15 protein-coding genes are annotated in these 14,166 nt (G+C 68.7%); 8 read left to right on the forward strand and 7 right to left on the reverse strand.

What is annotated here, in order from left to right; genetic code table 11:
- The first annotated feature begins 36 nt into the window (after positions 1–36).
- Both BM066_RS02780 and BM066_RS02785 read left to right on the forward strand, forming a co-directional pair.
- The gene (locus BM066_RS02780; RefSeq protein ID WP_089924173.1) at positions 37–1,365 is read left to right on the forward strand and encodes a glycoside hydrolase 5 family protein; all 1,329 of its coding nucleotides are present in this window, start codon (positions 37–39) and stop codon (positions 1,363–1,365) included.
- A gap of 112 nt (positions 1,366–1,477) precedes the next feature.
- Positions 1,478–3,079, forward strand: coding sequence for a carboxylesterase/lipase family protein (locus tag BM066_RS02785; protein ID WP_089924176.1), 1,602 nt, complete (start codon positions 1,478–1,480; stop codon positions 3,077–3,079).
- 210 nt (positions 3,080–3,289) lie between these two features.
- On the opposite strand, the gene BM066_RS02790 is transcribed toward BM066_RS02785, so the two are convergent.
- Together BM066_RS02790 and carA are read right to left on the reverse strand one after the other, a co-directional pair.
- Positions 3,290–3,676, reverse strand: coding sequence for a globin family protein (locus tag BM066_RS02790; protein WP_089924180.1), 387 nt, complete (start codon positions 3,674–3,676; stop codon positions 3,290–3,292).
- Between the two features lie 175 nt (positions 3,677–3,851).
- A complete protein-coding gene (gene carA / locus BM066_RS02795; protein WP_089924182.1) occupies positions 3,852–5,036 on the reverse strand; it encodes a glutamine-hydrolyzing carbamoyl-phosphate synthase small subunit in 1,185 nt (394 codons plus the stop codon).
- A gap of 264 nt (positions 5,037–5,300) precedes the next feature.
- On the opposite strand from carA, the gene BM066_RS02800 reads away from it, so the two are divergent.
- The 4 genes from BM066_RS02800 (at position 5,301) to BM066_RS02805 (ending at position 7,065) form a co-directional block, all read left to right on the forward strand.
- Positions 5,301–5,597 (forward strand): DUF1272 domain-containing protein, encoded by a 297-nt coding sequence (locus tag BM066_RS02800; RefSeq protein WP_089924184.1) that lies wholly within the window; start codon positions 5,301–5,303, stop codon positions 5,595–5,597.
- A gap of 301 nt (positions 5,598–5,898) precedes the next feature.
- Entirely contained in the window at positions 5,899–6,030 is a 132-nt protein-coding gene (locus BM066_RS26795; RefSeq protein ID WP_255367450.1) for a hypothetical protein, read from the forward strand.
- Between the two features lie 91 nt (positions 6,031–6,121).
- Positions 6,122–6,298 carry a hypothetical protein gene (locus BM066_RS26320; protein ID WP_177218362.1) on the forward strand — a complete coding sequence of 59 codons (177 nt, stop codon included), beginning with the start codon at positions 6,122–6,124 and terminating at the stop codon, positions 6,296–6,298.
- A 71-nt stretch (positions 6,299–6,369) separates the two neighbouring features.
- Positions 6,370–7,065: an HAD family hydrolase gene (locus BM066_RS02805; RefSeq protein WP_089924187.1), complete on the forward strand. Its 696-nt coding sequence runs from the start codon at positions 6,370–6,372 to the stop codon at positions 7,063–7,065.
- A gap of 120 nt (positions 7,066–7,185) precedes the next feature.
- Here the strand turns inward: BM066_RS02805 and BM066_RS02810 are convergent, their stop codons facing one another.
- The 4 genes from BM066_RS02810 to ctrA all read right to left on the reverse strand — a co-directional run bounded on the left by BM066_RS02810 (position 7,186) and on the right by ctrA (position 11,549).
- Positions 7,186–8,301: an acyltransferase family protein gene (locus BM066_RS02810; RefSeq protein ID WP_089924188.1), complete on the reverse strand. Its 1,116-nt coding sequence runs from the start codon at positions 8,299–8,301 to the stop codon at positions 7,186–7,188.
- Between the two features lie 497 nt (positions 8,302–8,798).
- Positions 8,799–9,149, reverse strand: coding sequence for a hypothetical protein (locus tag BM066_RS02820; protein ID WP_089924194.1), 351 nt, complete (start codon positions 9,147–9,149; stop codon positions 8,799–8,801).
- 91 nt (positions 9,150–9,240) lie between these two features.
- On the reverse strand, positions 9,241–10,623 hold the full coding sequence (locus tag BM066_RS02825; RefSeq protein ID WP_089924197.1) for a peptidoglycan DD-metalloendopeptidase family protein: 1,383 nt from the start codon (positions 10,621–10,623) through the stop codon (positions 9,241–9,243).
- Between the two features lie 230 nt (positions 10,624–10,853).
- Positions 10,854–11,549: a response regulator transcription factor CtrA gene (gene ctrA / locus BM066_RS02830; protein ID WP_029914069.1), complete on the reverse strand. Its 696-nt coding sequence runs from the start codon at positions 11,547–11,549 to the stop codon at positions 10,854–10,856.
- A gap of 616 nt (positions 11,550–12,165) precedes the next feature.
- Between ctrA and fliI the strand changes: the two genes are divergently transcribed.
- Both fliI and BM066_RS02840 read left to right on the forward strand, forming a co-directional pair.
- A complete protein-coding gene (gene fliI / locus BM066_RS02835; RefSeq protein ID WP_089924199.1) occupies positions 12,166–13,503 on the forward strand; it encodes a flagellar protein export ATPase FliI in 1,338 nt (445 codons plus the stop codon).
- Positions 13,503–13,922, forward strand: coding sequence for a flagellar export protein FliJ (locus BM066_RS02840; RefSeq protein WP_089924202.1), 420 nt, complete (start codon positions 13,503–13,505; stop codon positions 13,920–13,922). Before fliI ends, BM066_RS02840 begins: the two co-directional genes overlap by 1 nt.
- Positions 13,923–13,928: 6 nt before the next feature.
- Here the strand turns inward: BM066_RS02840 and BM066_RS26655 are convergent, their stop codons facing one another.
- Entirely contained in the window at positions 13,929–14,084 is a 156-nt protein-coding gene (locus BM066_RS26655; protein WP_143093638.1) for a hypothetical protein, read from the reverse strand.
- Positions 14,085–14,166: the final 82 nt, after the last annotated feature.

The following is a 14,166-nucleotide window of genomic DNA, read 5'->3' on the forward strand; positions in this document are numbered from 1 at the left end:
CCTCCGCTAGGCTGCGCCAAAATATGGGAGGCAAGCATGCTGTCGAGACGCCATCTGCTGGCCGCGGGCGCCGCCGCCATGGCCGCGCGCCAGGCCCGGGCCGCGACCGCCGCGCCCGCCTCCGCCTTCGTCACGGTCAAGGACGGCCGCCTCAGCCTGGGCGGCGAGCCCTATCGCTTCGTGGGGGCCAATCTCTGGTACGGGGCCTGGCTGGGCTCGCCGGGCGTGTCGGGCGACCGGGCGCGGCTGGGCCGCGAGCTGGACCGGCTCAAGGCCCTGGGCGTCACCAACCTGCGCATCCTGGGCGCGGGCGAAACCTCGCCGGCCAAGGTGGCGATCGCCCCCACCTTCCGCGGTCCGGGCGAGGACTACGACCAGGACCTGCTCAAGGGCCTGGACGTGGTGCTGGCCGAAATGGCCAAGCGCGGCATGAAGGCGGTGATCTACGTCAACAACTTCTGGGACTGGTCGGGCGGCATGCCGGCCTATCTGCGCTGGACCGGCAACGGCCAATGGTTCCAGCAGGGCGACCCCGCCCATCCGTGGCCCGAGTTCGCCGATTATTCCGCCCGTTTCTACGGCGACGCCAAGGCCCAGGCGCTGTTCCAGCACTACCTCCGCGCCCTGGTCGGCCGCGTCAGCAGCGTGACCGGCAAGCCCTATCGCGACGACCCGACGATCATGGCCTGGCAGCTGGCCAACGAACCGCGTCCGGGCGGCTCAGACGCTTTCGGTGTTCCGAACCTGCCCACCTACTACCGCTGGATCGCGCAGACCTCGGCCCTGATCAAGCAACTGGACCCGCATCACCTGGTCACCACCGGCAGCGAGGGGGCCATGGGCTGCCTGGAGCGCGAGGCCTGCGTGGTCGAGGCCCACAGGCCGGCCAGCATCGACTACCTGACCCTGCACGTCTGGCCCAACAACTGGGGCTGGATCGATCCCAAAAACCAGCCGGCCACCTACGCCGCCGGCGAGGCCCGGTGCCGCGACTACGTGACCCGCCACATCGCCATCGCCAAGTCGCTGGGCAAGCCGCTGGTGATCGAGGAGTTCGGCCTGGTCCGCGACGGCCGCGCCTTCACGCCCGGCGGTCCGACCAGCGACCGCGACCGGTTCTACGGCATGATCTATGGCCTGGTCCTGGCCGACATGGAGGCTGGCGGGCCGCTGGCGGGAACCAACTTCTGGGCCTGGAACGGCGAAGGCCGCGGCCAGCATTCCGACGCCTGGTTCAAGATGGGCGACCGCTCCTATGTCGGCGATCCGCCGCAGGAGGAGCAGGGCCTGTTCGGGATCTTCGACACCGACGCCTCGACCCTGGCCGTGGTGCGGGCGCACGCCAAGGCTGTGAGCGCGCTTTAGATCCTCCCCCAGGGGGACCTGCGCACCTCAAAGAAAAAGGGAATGTCACCGGTGTCATGATCCGTGGTAGCGATTCCGCCGAGCGCGAGCCCAACCGCGCCGGAGGAAGCCCATGGATCCCCTTCACCTCGATCGTCGCGGCCTGATCGCCGGCGCGGGCGCGGCCCTCGCCCTGGCCTCGAGCCCGGCCCTAGCCGCCCGGCCCGGCCCGGTCGTGGCCACCACCCACGGCAAGGTGCGCGGCGCGGCCGGCGACGGCGTCCAGGTGTTCAAGGGCGTGCGCTACGGGGCCGACACCGGCCCGTTGCGCTTCAGACCGCCCCAGCCGCCAAGGCCGTGGACCGGCGTGGCCGACGCCCTGGCCTATGGCGCGGCCTGCCCGCAGGGCAAGGGCGAAGAGGGCGAGCGCCAAGGCGAGGACTGCCTGTTCCTCAACATCTGGACCCCGGCGACCGGCAAGACCCCGGCCGACGGCGTGAAACGGCCGGTGATGGTCTACATCCACGGCGGCGCCTACAACACCGGCTCGGGCGCCAGCCCCTGGTACGACGGAACCAGGCTGGCTAGGCGCGGCGACGTGGTGGTGGTCACGGTCAACCACCGGCTCAACGCCTTCGGCTATCTGTACCTGGCGCGGCTGTTCGACGATCCGTCCGTGGCCGACAGCGGCAACGCCGGCCAGCTGGACCTGGTCCTGGCCCTACAGTGGGTGCGCGACAACATCGCCGCGTTCGGCGGCGATCCGGACAATGTAATGCTGTTCGGCCAGTCGGGCGGCGGGGCCAAGATCGCCACCCTGATGGCCATGCCGGCCGCCAAGGGCCTGTTCCACCGCGCCGCCACCATGAGCGGCCAGCAGGTCACCGCCGCCGGTCCGTTCAACGCCACCAAGCGCGCCAAGGGCTTCATCGACAAGCTGGGAATCAAGGACCTGGCCGCCCTGCGCGCCCTGCCCGCCGACCAGCTCCTGGCCGGTCTGAAGGCCGTCGATCCGATCGCCGGCACGGGCGGGGTCTATATGGGGCCGGTGCTGGACGAGCGGTCGCTGACTCGTCACCCGTTCTTCCCCGACGCCGCGCCGGGGGGCCTGGGCGTGCCGATGATGGTCGGCAACACCCATGACGAGACGCGCGGCTTCGTCGGCTACGACAAGACCTTGCTGGACATGACCTGGGAGCAGGTGATCGACAGGCTGCCGGCCCAGTTCAACGCCCGCATCGACATCGACCCGGCCATGGTGGCGGCGACCTATCGCCGGATCTATCCACGCTACACGCCCGCCGACGTCTATTTCGCCGCCAGCACGGCCGGCCGCTCATGGAAGGCGGCGATCATCCAGGCCGAGGAACGGGCCAAGGCCGGCGCGCCCGCCTGGGCCTACCAGCTCGACTGGCGCGCGCCCAAGGACGGCGGCGTCTGGGGGGCGCCCCACACCCTGGACATGCAGCTGCTGTTCGGCAATTTCGACGCCCCCGGGGTGATCACCGGTTCGGGTCCGGACGCCGTGGCCATGCACGAGCGGCTGGCCGACGCGTTCATCGCCTTCGCCCGCACGGGAAATCCCAACACCCCCTCGATCCCGCGGTGGGAGCCCTACACCCTGCCCCGCCGCCAGACCCTGGTGTTCGACACCGCCACGCGAATGGAGGACGACCCGCGCGGGGCCGAGCGCGAGCTGTTCGACAAGGTCCCGTTCACCCAGTTCGGGACGTAGAGGGCGCGAGCGGGCGGTTCGATTTCAGCCGCGCTCCCCAATGACTCGTCATTCTCGTCCTTGTGGCGAGAATCTCTCTGTCCGCCGCAGGTGCGGATGAGTGGCGCGCCAGCGCGCCAAGGCGCTTGCCCGTCGGCTGAACCAGGGATTCCCACCATAAGGGCGGGAATGACGGATCAAGGGGGAGGGCTCGGGTGTTGGGCGATCCCCCTAAGCCGCCACCTCGTCTTCGTCTTCCTCGTCCTCGTCTGGCCAGACGCCCAGCGCGGCGTCGCGCAGGCTTTCCGCGCGGTCGGCGATCTCGGCGATGATCTCGTCGCCGACGCCTTGGGCCTCCAGCGCCAGGGCGAGGTGGCCGACCATGTGGTCCAGGTCCTCGTCCTCGGGGCCGCTGTCCGAAAGCCAGGCCAGGGCCGGGGCCAGGCGGGCCTCGTCGTCGTTGTCGAGGTCCAGGGCCGCGGCCATGAACGACCGGGCGCCCGCCGAGATCACCGGCCCGATCAGGTGGGTCAGCAGGTCGTCGTCCTGGGCGCGATGGAAGAAGTCGTCGATGGCGGCGTTGGCGATCGCCTCGCCGCCGATGCGTTCGTAGGTCATGGGATCCTCGTCGAAGGGTCGCAAGGGAACCGGAACGCAAGGAGGCTATCACGCACCCCCGCGGGGACCGTGATGGGGGCGTGACAATCTGGTCGTCGTTTTGTGAACCCCGCGAACGCACGACGCCCGCGGCGGGGGCCGCGGGCGTCGAACGGGTCCGAAGCCGGAGAAAAGCCTACTTCGCCGCGTCCATCAGGCCGGCGAAGCGCTCGAACAGGTAGAGGCTGTCGGTCGGGCCGGGCGAGGCTTCCGGGTGGTGCTGCACCGAGAACACCGGCTTGTCCGCCAGGGCGATGCCGGCGTTGGTGCCGTCGAACAGCGAGACGTGGGTCTCGGTCACGGCCGCGGGCAAGCTGGCGCTGTCGACGGTGAAGCCGTGGTTCATCGACACGATCTCGACCTTGCCGGTGGTCAGGTCCTTCACCGGGTGGTTGGCCCCGTGGTGTCCCTGCTCCATCTTCACGGTCTTGGCGCCCACCGCCAGGGCCAGCATCTGGTGGCCCAGGCAGATGCCGAACACCGGCTTGCCGCTGGCGACCAGCTTCTGGATCTCAGGCACGGCGTATTCGCCGGTCGCCGCCGGGTCGCCCGGGCCGTTGGACAGCAGCACGCCGTCGGGGTTGCGGGCCAGGATCGCCTCGGCCGAGGTGCTGGCCGGCACCACCGTGGCCCGGGCGCCGACATGGGCCAGGGCGCGCAGGATGTTGCGCTTGACGCCGTAGTCCAGGACCACGACCTCGTACTTGGGCTTGTCCAGCTTGGCGTAGCCTTCCGGCCACGACCACAGCCCTTCGTCCCAGGTGAAGGTCTGGGTGGTCGAGGCGTCCTTGGCCAGGTCCAGGCCTTCCAAGCCGGCCCAGGCCTTGGCCTTGGCGACCAGGGCCTCCAGGTCGAACTGGCCGGTCGGCGAGTGGGCGATCACGCCGTGCGGCATGCCGGTCTCGCGGATCTTGCGGGTCAGGGCCCGGGTGTCGACGCCGGCCAGGCCGATCATGTTGCGACGCTTCATCCAGCCGTCGAAATCGCTGTCGGCGCGCCAGTTGGCCTGGTCGGTCGGGGCGTCGCGGAAGATCGCGCCGCGGGCCGCCGTCTCGGCGCCGCCGGCCATCTGCTCCAGATCCTCGACGTTCGTGCCGACATTGCCCACATGCGGGAAGGTGAAGGCGACGATCTGGGCCATGTAGGAGGGATCGGTCAGGATCTCCTGGTAGCCGGTCATGGCGGTGTTGAAACACACCTCGCCGACCGCGTCGCCGACCGCGCCGCAGCCGACGCCCTGCAGGATCGTGCCGTCGGCCAGGGCCAGAACGCCGGTGACGCCCTTGAGCAAAGAAGGCTTGGAGAGAAGGTCTTGGGACATCTCGGAAAGCGCCTCCTGAAACGCATGCTGTGGGTGCCGATGTTCGCAAAAAGGCGGGCCGGGAGTAACCCCTGCCCGCCGCGCAAACGGCGGCGTGTCTAGGGGGGTATGACGGGGGGGTCAACCCCTCTGATCACGCGAGTCGAAGCTGCGCCCCACATTCCCGTGATCGACGAACGAGTCCTCTCGCGCGCAAGCCGCCTCAGCCCCTATGCTGGAAGGGTTAAGCGCCACAATCAGCATAAGAACACGGGAGGACGGCCCATGCTCGAACTGCGTCCCAATTGCGAGTGCTGCGATCGCGACCTGCCGCCCGACAGCGCGGACGCGCGGATCTGCACGTTCGAATGCACCTTCTGCGCCGACTGCGTGGAGACGCGATTCTCCGGGGTCTGCCCCAACTGCGGCGGCGACCTGTCGGCCCGGCCGATCCGGCCCGCCGCGGCCCTGCACCGGTTCCCCGCCTCGCTGAAGCGCGTCTACAAGGCCCACCCGGCCTGCGCCGCCGTGCGCCCGCCGCCGCCCTCGGAAAGGCCGCAACCGCCGTCTTCCTGGGCCTGACCGCCCCCTCTAGCGCCGAAAGCTCGCCCAAACCGTTGTCATCCCGGAAACCTCGCAGAGGCTGTCCGGGATCCAGGGGACTGGGCGAAGGCCTTGCGGCGCTCCTGGATCCCGGCCTTCCGCTTCGCTACAGCCGGGATGACAACGGTGGGGAGACCTCCGCTGAAAGTCGGCGCCTCGCGCCCAGGCCGGCTCTCCAGCGCCACGGCTGAAACAACTTGTCGCGGGGGGTGCGGCCGTTCGCGCGGTCGACGCATCAACGCCTAGGGGCTCATGGTCGAGCTTCAAAGGAGTTGCTCCCATGAGCCCGCCGGTTACCCGCATCGCCCCCGCCGCCGCCGACTGGTTCGGCCTGGTCGAGACGGGCCTGCGCGTGCTGCTCATGGCCGCCGCGCCGGTCAGCGCCGCCATCTTCCTGGCGCAGACCTTCTAGAAAAACCTATCTTGGCCGTGGGAACGTCGGGCAGCCGACATCGTTTGGTTGGGCACGGGCGGGGGCGCCCTAACCGTGCCTGTGGCTTTGCATGTCCGATTTCTATGACGATCTCGCCGAAGAGCCGGCCTCGGCCGTCTCGGCGAACCTGACCGAGCAGATGCTCCACCTGACCAACCGGTTCGAGGAAGAACGCCTCAAGCTGGAGGAACGGACGTTCCGGACCGACGGCGAAGACGATCGCCAAGGCGGCGGCGAGGAAGGCTGACCGCGACGCGTCGCGCCTTGGCCTCGGCCGGCGACGCGTCGTATCACCGGGCGAGATCCGGAGAGCCTTCCATGCCCGTCACCACCGTTGGCGTCGACGCCGACGACACCCTTTGGCACAACGAGACCATCTTTCGCCTGACCCACAAGCGGTTCGTCGAGCTGCTGGCCCCCTATGGCGACGCCGAGCGGATCGACGCCAAGCTGGCCGAGACCGAGAAGCGCAACCTGCGGCTCTACGGCTACGGGGCCAAGGGCTTCACCCTGTCGATGATCGAGACGGCGATGGACCTGACCAACAGCCAGGTCAGCATCGGCGTCATCCGCCAGATCCTGGCCGCCGGCCGCGAGATGCTGACCGAACCGGTCGAGCCCCTGCCCGGTGTCGAAAAGGCCCTGGCGGAGCTGTCCCAGCGCTATCGTCTGGTGCTGGTCACCAAGGGCGACCTGCTGCACCAGGAACAAAAACTGGCCGCCTCGGGCCTGGGCGACCTGTTCGCCGCCGTCGAGATCGTCTCGGAGAAGGACGCCGACACCTATCGCCGGGTGTTCGCCCGCCACGGCTCCGGCCCGGAGCAGGCGGTGATGGCCGGCAATTCGGTCAAGTCCGACATCATCCCGGCGCTGGAGGCCGGCGCCTGGGCGGCGCTGATCCCGTACCCGCTGGTCTGGGCGCACGAGGCGGCGACGGCGCCGAAGGAACACGCGCGCTATGCGGAACTGGGGTCGATCGGGGAACTGCCGGGGTGGGTGGACAGGCTCTCTTGAACCTTCTCCCAGAGGGAGAAGGAGGGGCCCGCGCCGTCAGGCGTGGGAGGACGAGGGGTTACGCCGTCAACCGGCGTGTCGGCACGCCGTCAGACTCACAAGCCCCTCACCCTCCCACCGCTACGCGGCGGGCCCCTCCCTCTCCCTCTGGGAGAGGGTCTTCTTCAGGCCCAGCCCTGAAATCCAATCCCGCGCCGGCCGCTCGAACAGCACCAGCGACAGATAGGCCAGCGGGATCAGGGCCAGCACCCAGAACAGCACCCACAGCCGCAGGGCGTCGCCGTTCAGGCCGAAGCGGGCCACCCCGACCCAGTTGATCCCCATCTTCAGGGCGATCGGGTGCAGCAGGTAGAGGCTGAAGCTCAGCTGAGCCCAGGGCGCCAGGCGGCGGCTGACCCCGCCCTGGGCGCCGGCCGCATCGGCGGCGACGCCGGCCAGACCCGCGGCGTAGACGATCAGCAGCAGCAGGGTCCGCTCGATCCGGAAGGTCGAGGCGACCAGGAACGCCGCCAGCAGCCCCCACATCCAGAACCGGGCCAGCGGCAGGCGGCCCAGCACGTCGCGCAGCTGGAACGCCAGCATGCCCAGCAGGAAGCCTGGCACGGCGCGCAGCACTCCGAAGTTCCAGGTCCACTGGTGGAAGGGCATGTCGCCGTCGGGGTTCAGCAGCAGCACGACGAAGCTGGCGACCGCCGCCAGGGCGGTGACGATCCGCCCGCGCCCGGTGATCCAGAACAGCAACGGCAGGGCCAGGTAGAGGCCCATCTCGGCGCTGATCGCCCAGCTGACGAAGTTCCAGGTCTGGCTGTGGCAGGTATGCCAGGCGTGGACGAACAGGAGGTTGGGCGCGATGCAGGCCAGGTCGTAGCGCCTGGGGTCGACATCCCCGCCCCAGCCCATGACGCCCGCCGCCCAGACGCCGACGAACACCAGCATTGTCGCCCAGTGCAGCGGCCCCAGCCGCGCCACCCGCTTCTTCAGGAAGGTCGCGTACTTGCTCCAGCTGGTCAGCCGGCCGGTATAGATCGCCGCCATCACATAGCCGGAGATCAGGAAGAACAGGTCGACGATCAGGCTGAAGCCCTTGATCATGTCGTCGGCCACCGGCCAGCGCCCGTCCAGGTTGATGTAGCGGTTGAAGTGAAAGACCACGATCATCAGCGCCCCGACGATGCGCAGAGCGTCGAGGTGCAGCATGTCCTCGGAGTCGGGCTTCAGGGCGGGGAAGACTTTCATCGCCCTGGGATGGGATGCGGCGGAGCGATGGTCAAGCTCGGGCGTTTCCTGTCTTGAGCGACCAAGCGGCGCCTTATGCTGCGGTCGATAACCTACGCCTATCTCATTCTGTCCGCCCTGTTGGCCCTCGGCCTGGCCGCACGTCTCGCCTGGCCACGGATTTCGCGACGGCTTGGACGCGTGCCGGCCGCCGACCAAGCGGCCATAGAGCTGTTCCTGGCCAATCGCGACGAGACGGCGTTGGAGGTGAAGCGGGAGATTTGGGTACGTAGTCCGCAAGGCGGCCTCGCTTCGGCGAGGATCTACGGATGGCCCACGCGAGGTCGCTTCTATCAGGTGGTGTCGCCCATGACCCCGAAGGCGCTCGCTACAGCCACAAACTCGCCGTCGCCGGCGATCAAAGACAGGGCGACTTGACGCTCTTCCAGCAAGACCAGGCCGGATACTGGACCCAGGTCCTGCAGTAGCGCCCTGGGACGCCTCGCCGTCGCCAGGCGTCAGCCGAGGGTGACGAAGCGCACCGCCGTGCAGTCGGCGCTGTAGCCGGTAAGTATGACGCGCTGGTTTGAGACCTTGGCGGTCAGCAGCAGCGAGAAGACGGCTTGGATGTTCAGCGCCTGGGCGCCCGCGTCCGCGCCCTGGGGAAAATAGCGCAGAAGCGTTCCAGCGGCGCAGGCCCCAAACGGCGCGTCGATCTTCAAGGTGATGGAATTTGGCATGTAGGTGGCCTCCAGGAAGGTCACCTTGGTCCCCGCCGCGATGTCCGGCGCAGACTGGGCGGTCGCGAAGCTGGGCGCGACACAGACGACGACAGCCGCGGCCAGCGCGACGAGTTTCGAACGAGACAAGACTACCCCCGGGGATGCGCGCAACGGATGCTCCGCCGTTCAGCCTGCAGCGAGACCATGGCGAGATCAACCCCAGAATGTATCGCGCATCCTACCGCAGCGTCGGCCCCTTGGACTTGTCCAGGCTGGCCAGGGCCAGTTTCGGCGCCGACGGATCCTGAACCGCGTCGCCGCCCTGCGCCAGCAGGGTGTCGATGTGGGCGCGCTGGGCCTTGAAGCGCGACAGCTCCGCGCCCGCCAGGATGGTGCCCTGCGGCACCTTGGCGCCGATCGGGTTGACCCGCTGGCCGTTCAGCCAGACCTCGTAGTGCAGGTGCGGGCCGGTCGCCAGGCCGGTGGAGCCTACATAGGCCACGACCTGACCCTGGCGCACGTGGACGCCGGGACGGATGCCCGGGGCGTAGCGCGAGATGTGGCCGTAGCCGGTGTCCCACTGGCCCGAATGGCGGATGCGCAGCCAGTTGCCGTAGCCGCTCCAGCGGCGGGCCTCCAGCACCACGCCGTCGCCGGCCGCCAGGATCGGGGTGCCCGTGCCGGCCCCGAAGTCGACGCCCTTGTGGGCGCGGGTGTAGCCCAGCACCGGGTGCTTGCGCTGGCCGAAGGTGGAGGTGATGCGGGCCCCGTCGACTGGAGTGCGCAGCAGGAAGCCCTTGATGTTCTTGCCCAGCTCGTCGAAGAACTGCGGCTTGCCGTCGTCTCCGGAGCGCTCGAAGGCGTAGAACTTCTGGCCCTTGACCTCGGCGTATTCCAGGTCGCCGGCCTCGACCGTGCGACCGCTTTCCGTGACCTTGCGGTCGAACACCAGGCAGAAGCGGTCGCCCTCCTTGATGTCGCGCGAGAAGTCGATCTTGTGCGAGAACAGCTTGGCCGCCTGGCTGATCACCGCCGGGGTGCCGCCCACGTCGGCCACGCTCTCGTAGAACGACCCCTTCATCTCGCCGCAGGCCACCTTGGTCTCGTCGGTGACCTTTTCCTCGAGCTCGCGCAGCTTCATCGCGCCGTCGAAGGTGCGCGAGACGGTCAGGGTCGAGGACGGGCCGGTGCGCATCGACAGGCCGATCAGGCGGGCCGAGCCGGCGCGGCCATTGCGGCGCTCGGCGATAGCGGCCTCGAAGGCCATGCCGGCCTTGATGTTGACGGTGTCGATCGCGCCCTGCAGGGCGGCCACCACCTGTCGGGCGTCGTTGGGGGCGATGCCGGTGCGCAGCACCGCGCCTTCCAGGGTCTCGCCGGGCCGCACCTGGACGGGGATCGATTCCGGACGCTCGAAGCCCGGCTGGGCCTCGGCGCTGGCGAAGGCGGCGTGCTGCAGGGCGGCCAGGGCGTTGGCGTCCAGCGGGGCGCGGGCCATCTGCACCGGCGCGTCCGGCGCGGTCAGCTTCCACCCCAGGCCCAGGGCGGCCAGGCCGGCGATCGCGGTGAAGACCTTCGGGGCCAGACGCAGGGTCGGCCGTCTCGGATCGAATTCCTGCATCAAGCCCCCGACTGGTAGCGATGCCGCGTGCGTTCAGAAGGACACGGCTGGGACGCCCCCCAGCAAAACCTCGCGCCGGAAAATGGCGGATGACGCCATGTTCGAGCAAGGACTATTCGGTGCTTCGGGCGATTTGTCACGGACAGGGTTAACGCCCTGTTCCTACAAAAGAAAACGCCCGCCTCCGAAGAGGCGGGCGCTCAACTTTTCGAATTTGGAGCCGTGCCGGCTTACGCCGCGTTGACCTGTTCGTTCGGGTCGCGCAGCACGTAGCCGCGGCCCCAGACGGTCTCGATGTGGTGCTTGCCCTGGGCGGAGGCCGCCAGCTTCTTGCGCAGCTTGCAGATGAAGACGTCGATGATCTTCAGTTCCGGCTCGTCCATGCCGCCGTACAGGTGGTTGAGGAACATCTCCTTGGTCAGGGTCGTGCCCTTGCGCAAGGAAAGCAGCTCCAGCATCTGATATTCCTTGCCGGTCAGATGCACGCGGTTGCCGTTCACTTCGACGGTCTTGGCGTCGAGGTTGACGATGATGTCGCCGGTCTTGATCACCGACTGGGCGTGACCCTTCGAACGACGGACCACCGCGTGGATGCGGGCGATCATCTCGTCCTTGTGGAACGGCTTGGTCATGTAGTCGTCGGCGCCGCCCGAGAAGGTCTTCACCTTCGTGTCGATTTCGGCGCTGCCCGACAGGATCATGATCGGCGTGTTCACCTTCGCCACCCGCAGGGTGCGCAGAACATCCAGGCCGCTCATGTCCGGCAGATTCAGGTCCAGCAGGATGAGGTCGTAGTCATAGATCTTGCCCAGATCCACGCCCTCTTCGCCAAGATCCGTCGTGTAGACGTTGAAGCCTTCAGACTTCAGCATCAGCTCGATGGTCTGCGCGGTGGCGCTGTCATCCTCGATCAACAGTACGCGCATGCAGCCCTCCCCGCCCTTGGGCGGCATTATTCGACAGCTAGGCGGAATACCGCCGGTGAAACCCGTCCTGCACTCTGCCGGACAGTTAATTTAAGACAGGTTAATGGTGAATGATCTCGCTGAGGAAATGGTTAATCTGATTTGCGAATCGGGCGCAAGCGGCCAGCGACTCATTTGGCGCAAAGGTCGCAGGGGGCTGTGGACAGGTCGTCAAGACGATTCCTTTCGGCCCGAAAGCCCGGAAATCGGGAGTTGTAAAGGGCCTGATTGCTTCCCCTCGCCCGCGTCCGCTAGGCCGCGCCGTTCACCTGTAAGGCGAGATTGCGGCGTTCTGTCGCGAGAAATTTACAGCCTTGGCCGCGCGTTTCGGAGCGTGGCCGCAAGCCTGACCGTTCGAGGCCCGCGACGTCCCGCCGCGGCGGGTTTCATCGTCGTTTTCGCCGGAAGTCGCTCGCGTCGGCGAACGGCGGGATCGGCGGGGTCGAGGGCATGGTCATAAAGCCGCAGCCCCCGGCTTAACCGCAATCCTCAAGGGCCGATTAACCATGTCGGTCTACTTCACTCCCCATTAACGCGCGAGGCCCAAAGCTGGGCTTCGAGCCGTCGGGAGCCCCGCTTGCGAAGCCTGATCGCCGCCGTCGAACGTATCGATCCGCTGACCATCTTCGGTCGCGTCGCCGCCGTGAACGGCCTCCTGATCGAGGCCCGCGGCGGGCTGACCCGTCTCGCCGTCGGCGCCCGGGTCGAGATCGAGCGCCTGGGCCTGCCGGTGCTGCCGGCCGAGGTGGTCGGCTTCCGCGAGACCCGCGCCCTGCTGATGCCGTTCGGCCCCGTCGAGGGCGTGGCTCCCGGCGCCGAGATCCGCATCATGCCCGAGGGCGCCGTGGTCCGCCCGACCAAGGCCTGGCTGGGCCGCATCATCAACGCCTTCGGCGAACCGATCGACGGGCTGGGCCCGCTGCCGCAGGGCGACGTCCCCTACCCCCTGAAGACCCCGCCGCCGCCGGCCCACGCCCGCGGCCGGGTCGGCGAGCGCCTGGACCTGGGCGTGCGGTCGATGAACGTCTTCACCACCACCTGCCGCGGCCAGCGCCTGGGCATCTTCGCCGGCTCGGGCGTGGGCAAGTCGGTGCTGCTGTCGATGCTGGCCAAGGAGGCCAGCTGCGACGCCGTCGTGGTCGGTCTGATCGGCGAGCGGGGCCGCGAGGTCCGCGAGTTCATCGAGGAGACCCTCGGCGAGGAAGGGCTCAAGCGCGCCATCGTCGTGGTCGCCACCTCGGACGAGCCGGCCCTGACCCGCCGCCAGGCCGCCTACATGACCCTGGCCGTCGCCGAGTTCCTGCGCGACCAGGACCAGGAAGTCCTCTGCCTGATGGACTCGGTGACCCGCTTCGCCATGGCCCAGCGCGAGATCGGCCTGGCCGCCGGCGAGCCGCCGACCACCAAGGGCTACACCCCCACCGTCTTCACCGAGCTGCCCAAGCTGCTGGAGCGCGCCGGCCCCGGCCCGATCCGCCCCGACGGCACCACCGCCGCCCCGATCACCGCCCTGTTCACGGTGCTGGTCGACGGCGACGACCACAACGAGCCGATCGCCGACGCCGCCCGGGGCATCCTGGACGGCCACATCGTCATGGAGCGGGCCATCGCCGAGCGCGGCCGCTTCCCGGCGATCAACGTCCTCAAGTCCATCAGCCGGACCATGCCCGGCTGCCAGACGCCGGAGGAGCGCGAGGTCGTCAAGGCCGCCCGCCAGACCCTGGCGGCCTATTCGAACATGGAAGAGCTGATCCGCATCGGCGCCTACCGCGCCGGGGCCGACCCGCTGATCGACCGCGCCATCCGCCTCAACCCGGCGCTCGAGGCCTTCCTCGGCCAGAGCCCCGACGAGGCCACCAGCCTCGACGACAGCTTCGGCTACCTCGCCCACATCCTGCAAAGCGACGCCGCCTGATGACCAAGTGGGCCGACTCCCTGATCCGCATCTCGAACCACGAGGTCGAGACCCTGCAGAAGCGCCTGGCCGACATCGTCGAGCGTCGCCAGACCGCCGAGATGAGGGTCGCCACCCTGGACGCGGAGTCCGAGGCCGAGGCGATGCGGGCCCAGGGCGACGTCGAGGCCGGCTGGTACATGATCGGCTTCCGCCAGGGCTCGAAGATCCGCCGCGACCAGGCCCTGCTGGAGATCGACCAGATCCTGATCGAGGAGGCCGGGGCCCGTGACGCCCTGGCCCTGGCCTTCGAGAACCTCAAGAAATACGAGCACGTCGCCGAGGCCGCCAAGGTCGCCAAGGCCAAGCTGGTGGGCAAGCTGGAGATCGCCGCCCTGGACGAACTGGGCCTGCGGCGGGCGGCGGCCGGTGGGCGGTGACAGCCTCTACTCCTCACCCGTGAAACGGGGGAGGTGGCGCGATGCGAATACGCATCGTGACGGAGGGGGCGTCCCGACGCCGACCTCGTCGCCACTAGACGCCCCCTCCACCGCTTCGCGGTCCCCCTTCCCCGTTGCGCTTCGCTCCACGGGGGAGGAGATATCGCGCCGCACGGTCCTGGCCGGCGCCCTCGCCCTGTCCGCCTGCGGCCCGAAGGCCCAGGGCCAGCCCATCCCCGCCGAC

The organism is Caulobacter sp. UNC279MFTsu5.1 (assembly GCF_900114015.1).
In the GTDB taxonomy this organism is placed as follows: domain Bacteria; phylum Pseudomonadota; class Alphaproteobacteria; order Caulobacterales; family Caulobacteraceae; genus Caulobacter.

Excerpts from the sequence above, each read along its gene's own strand:
- BM066_RS02780 (WP_089924173.1), top strand. The coding sequence starts at position 37 with ATGCTGTCGAGACGCCATCTGCTGGCCGCGGGCGCCGCCGCCATGGCC.
- BM066_RS02785 (WP_089924176.1), top strand. The coding sequence starts at position 1,478 with ATGGATCCCCTTCACCTCGATCGTCGCGGCCTGATCGCCGGCGCGGGC.
- BM066_RS02790 (WP_089924180.1), bottom strand. The coding sequence starts at position 3,676 with ATGACCTACGAACGCATCGGCGGCGAGGCGATCGCCAACGCCGCCATC.
- carA (WP_089924182.1), bottom strand. The coding sequence starts at position 5,036 with ATGTCCCAAGACCTTCTCTCCAAGCCTTCTTTGCTCAAGGGCGTCACC.
- BM066_RS02800 (WP_089924184.1), top strand. The coding sequence starts at position 5,301 with ATGCTCGAACTGCGTCCCAATTGCGAGTGCTGCGATCGCGACCTGCCG.
- BM066_RS26795 (WP_255367450.1), top strand. The coding sequence starts at position 5,899 with ATGAGCCCGCCGGTTACCCGCATCGCCCCCGCCGCCGCCGACTGGTTC.
- BM066_RS26320 (WP_177218362.1), top strand. The coding sequence starts at position 6,122 with ATGTCCGATTTCTATGACGATCTCGCCGAAGAGCCGGCCTCGGCCGTC.
- BM066_RS02805 (WP_089924187.1), top strand. The coding sequence starts at position 6,370 with ATGCCCGTCACCACCGTTGGCGTCGACGCCGACGACACCCTTTGGCAC.
- BM066_RS02810 (WP_089924188.1), bottom strand. The coding sequence starts at position 8,301 with ATGAAAGTCTTCCCCGCCCTGAAGCCCGACTCCGAGGACATGCTGCAC.
- BM066_RS02825 (WP_089924197.1), bottom strand. The coding sequence starts at position 10,623 with ATGCAGGAATTCGATCCGAGACGGCCGACCCTGCGTCTGGCCCCGAAG.
- ctrA (WP_029914069.1), bottom strand. The coding sequence starts at position 11,549 with ATGCGCGTACTGTTGATCGAGGATGACAGCGCCACCGCGCAGACCATC.
- BM066_RS02840 (WP_089924202.1), top strand. The coding sequence starts at position 13,503 with ATGACCAAGTGGGCCGACTCCCTGATCCGCATCTCGAACCACGAGGTC.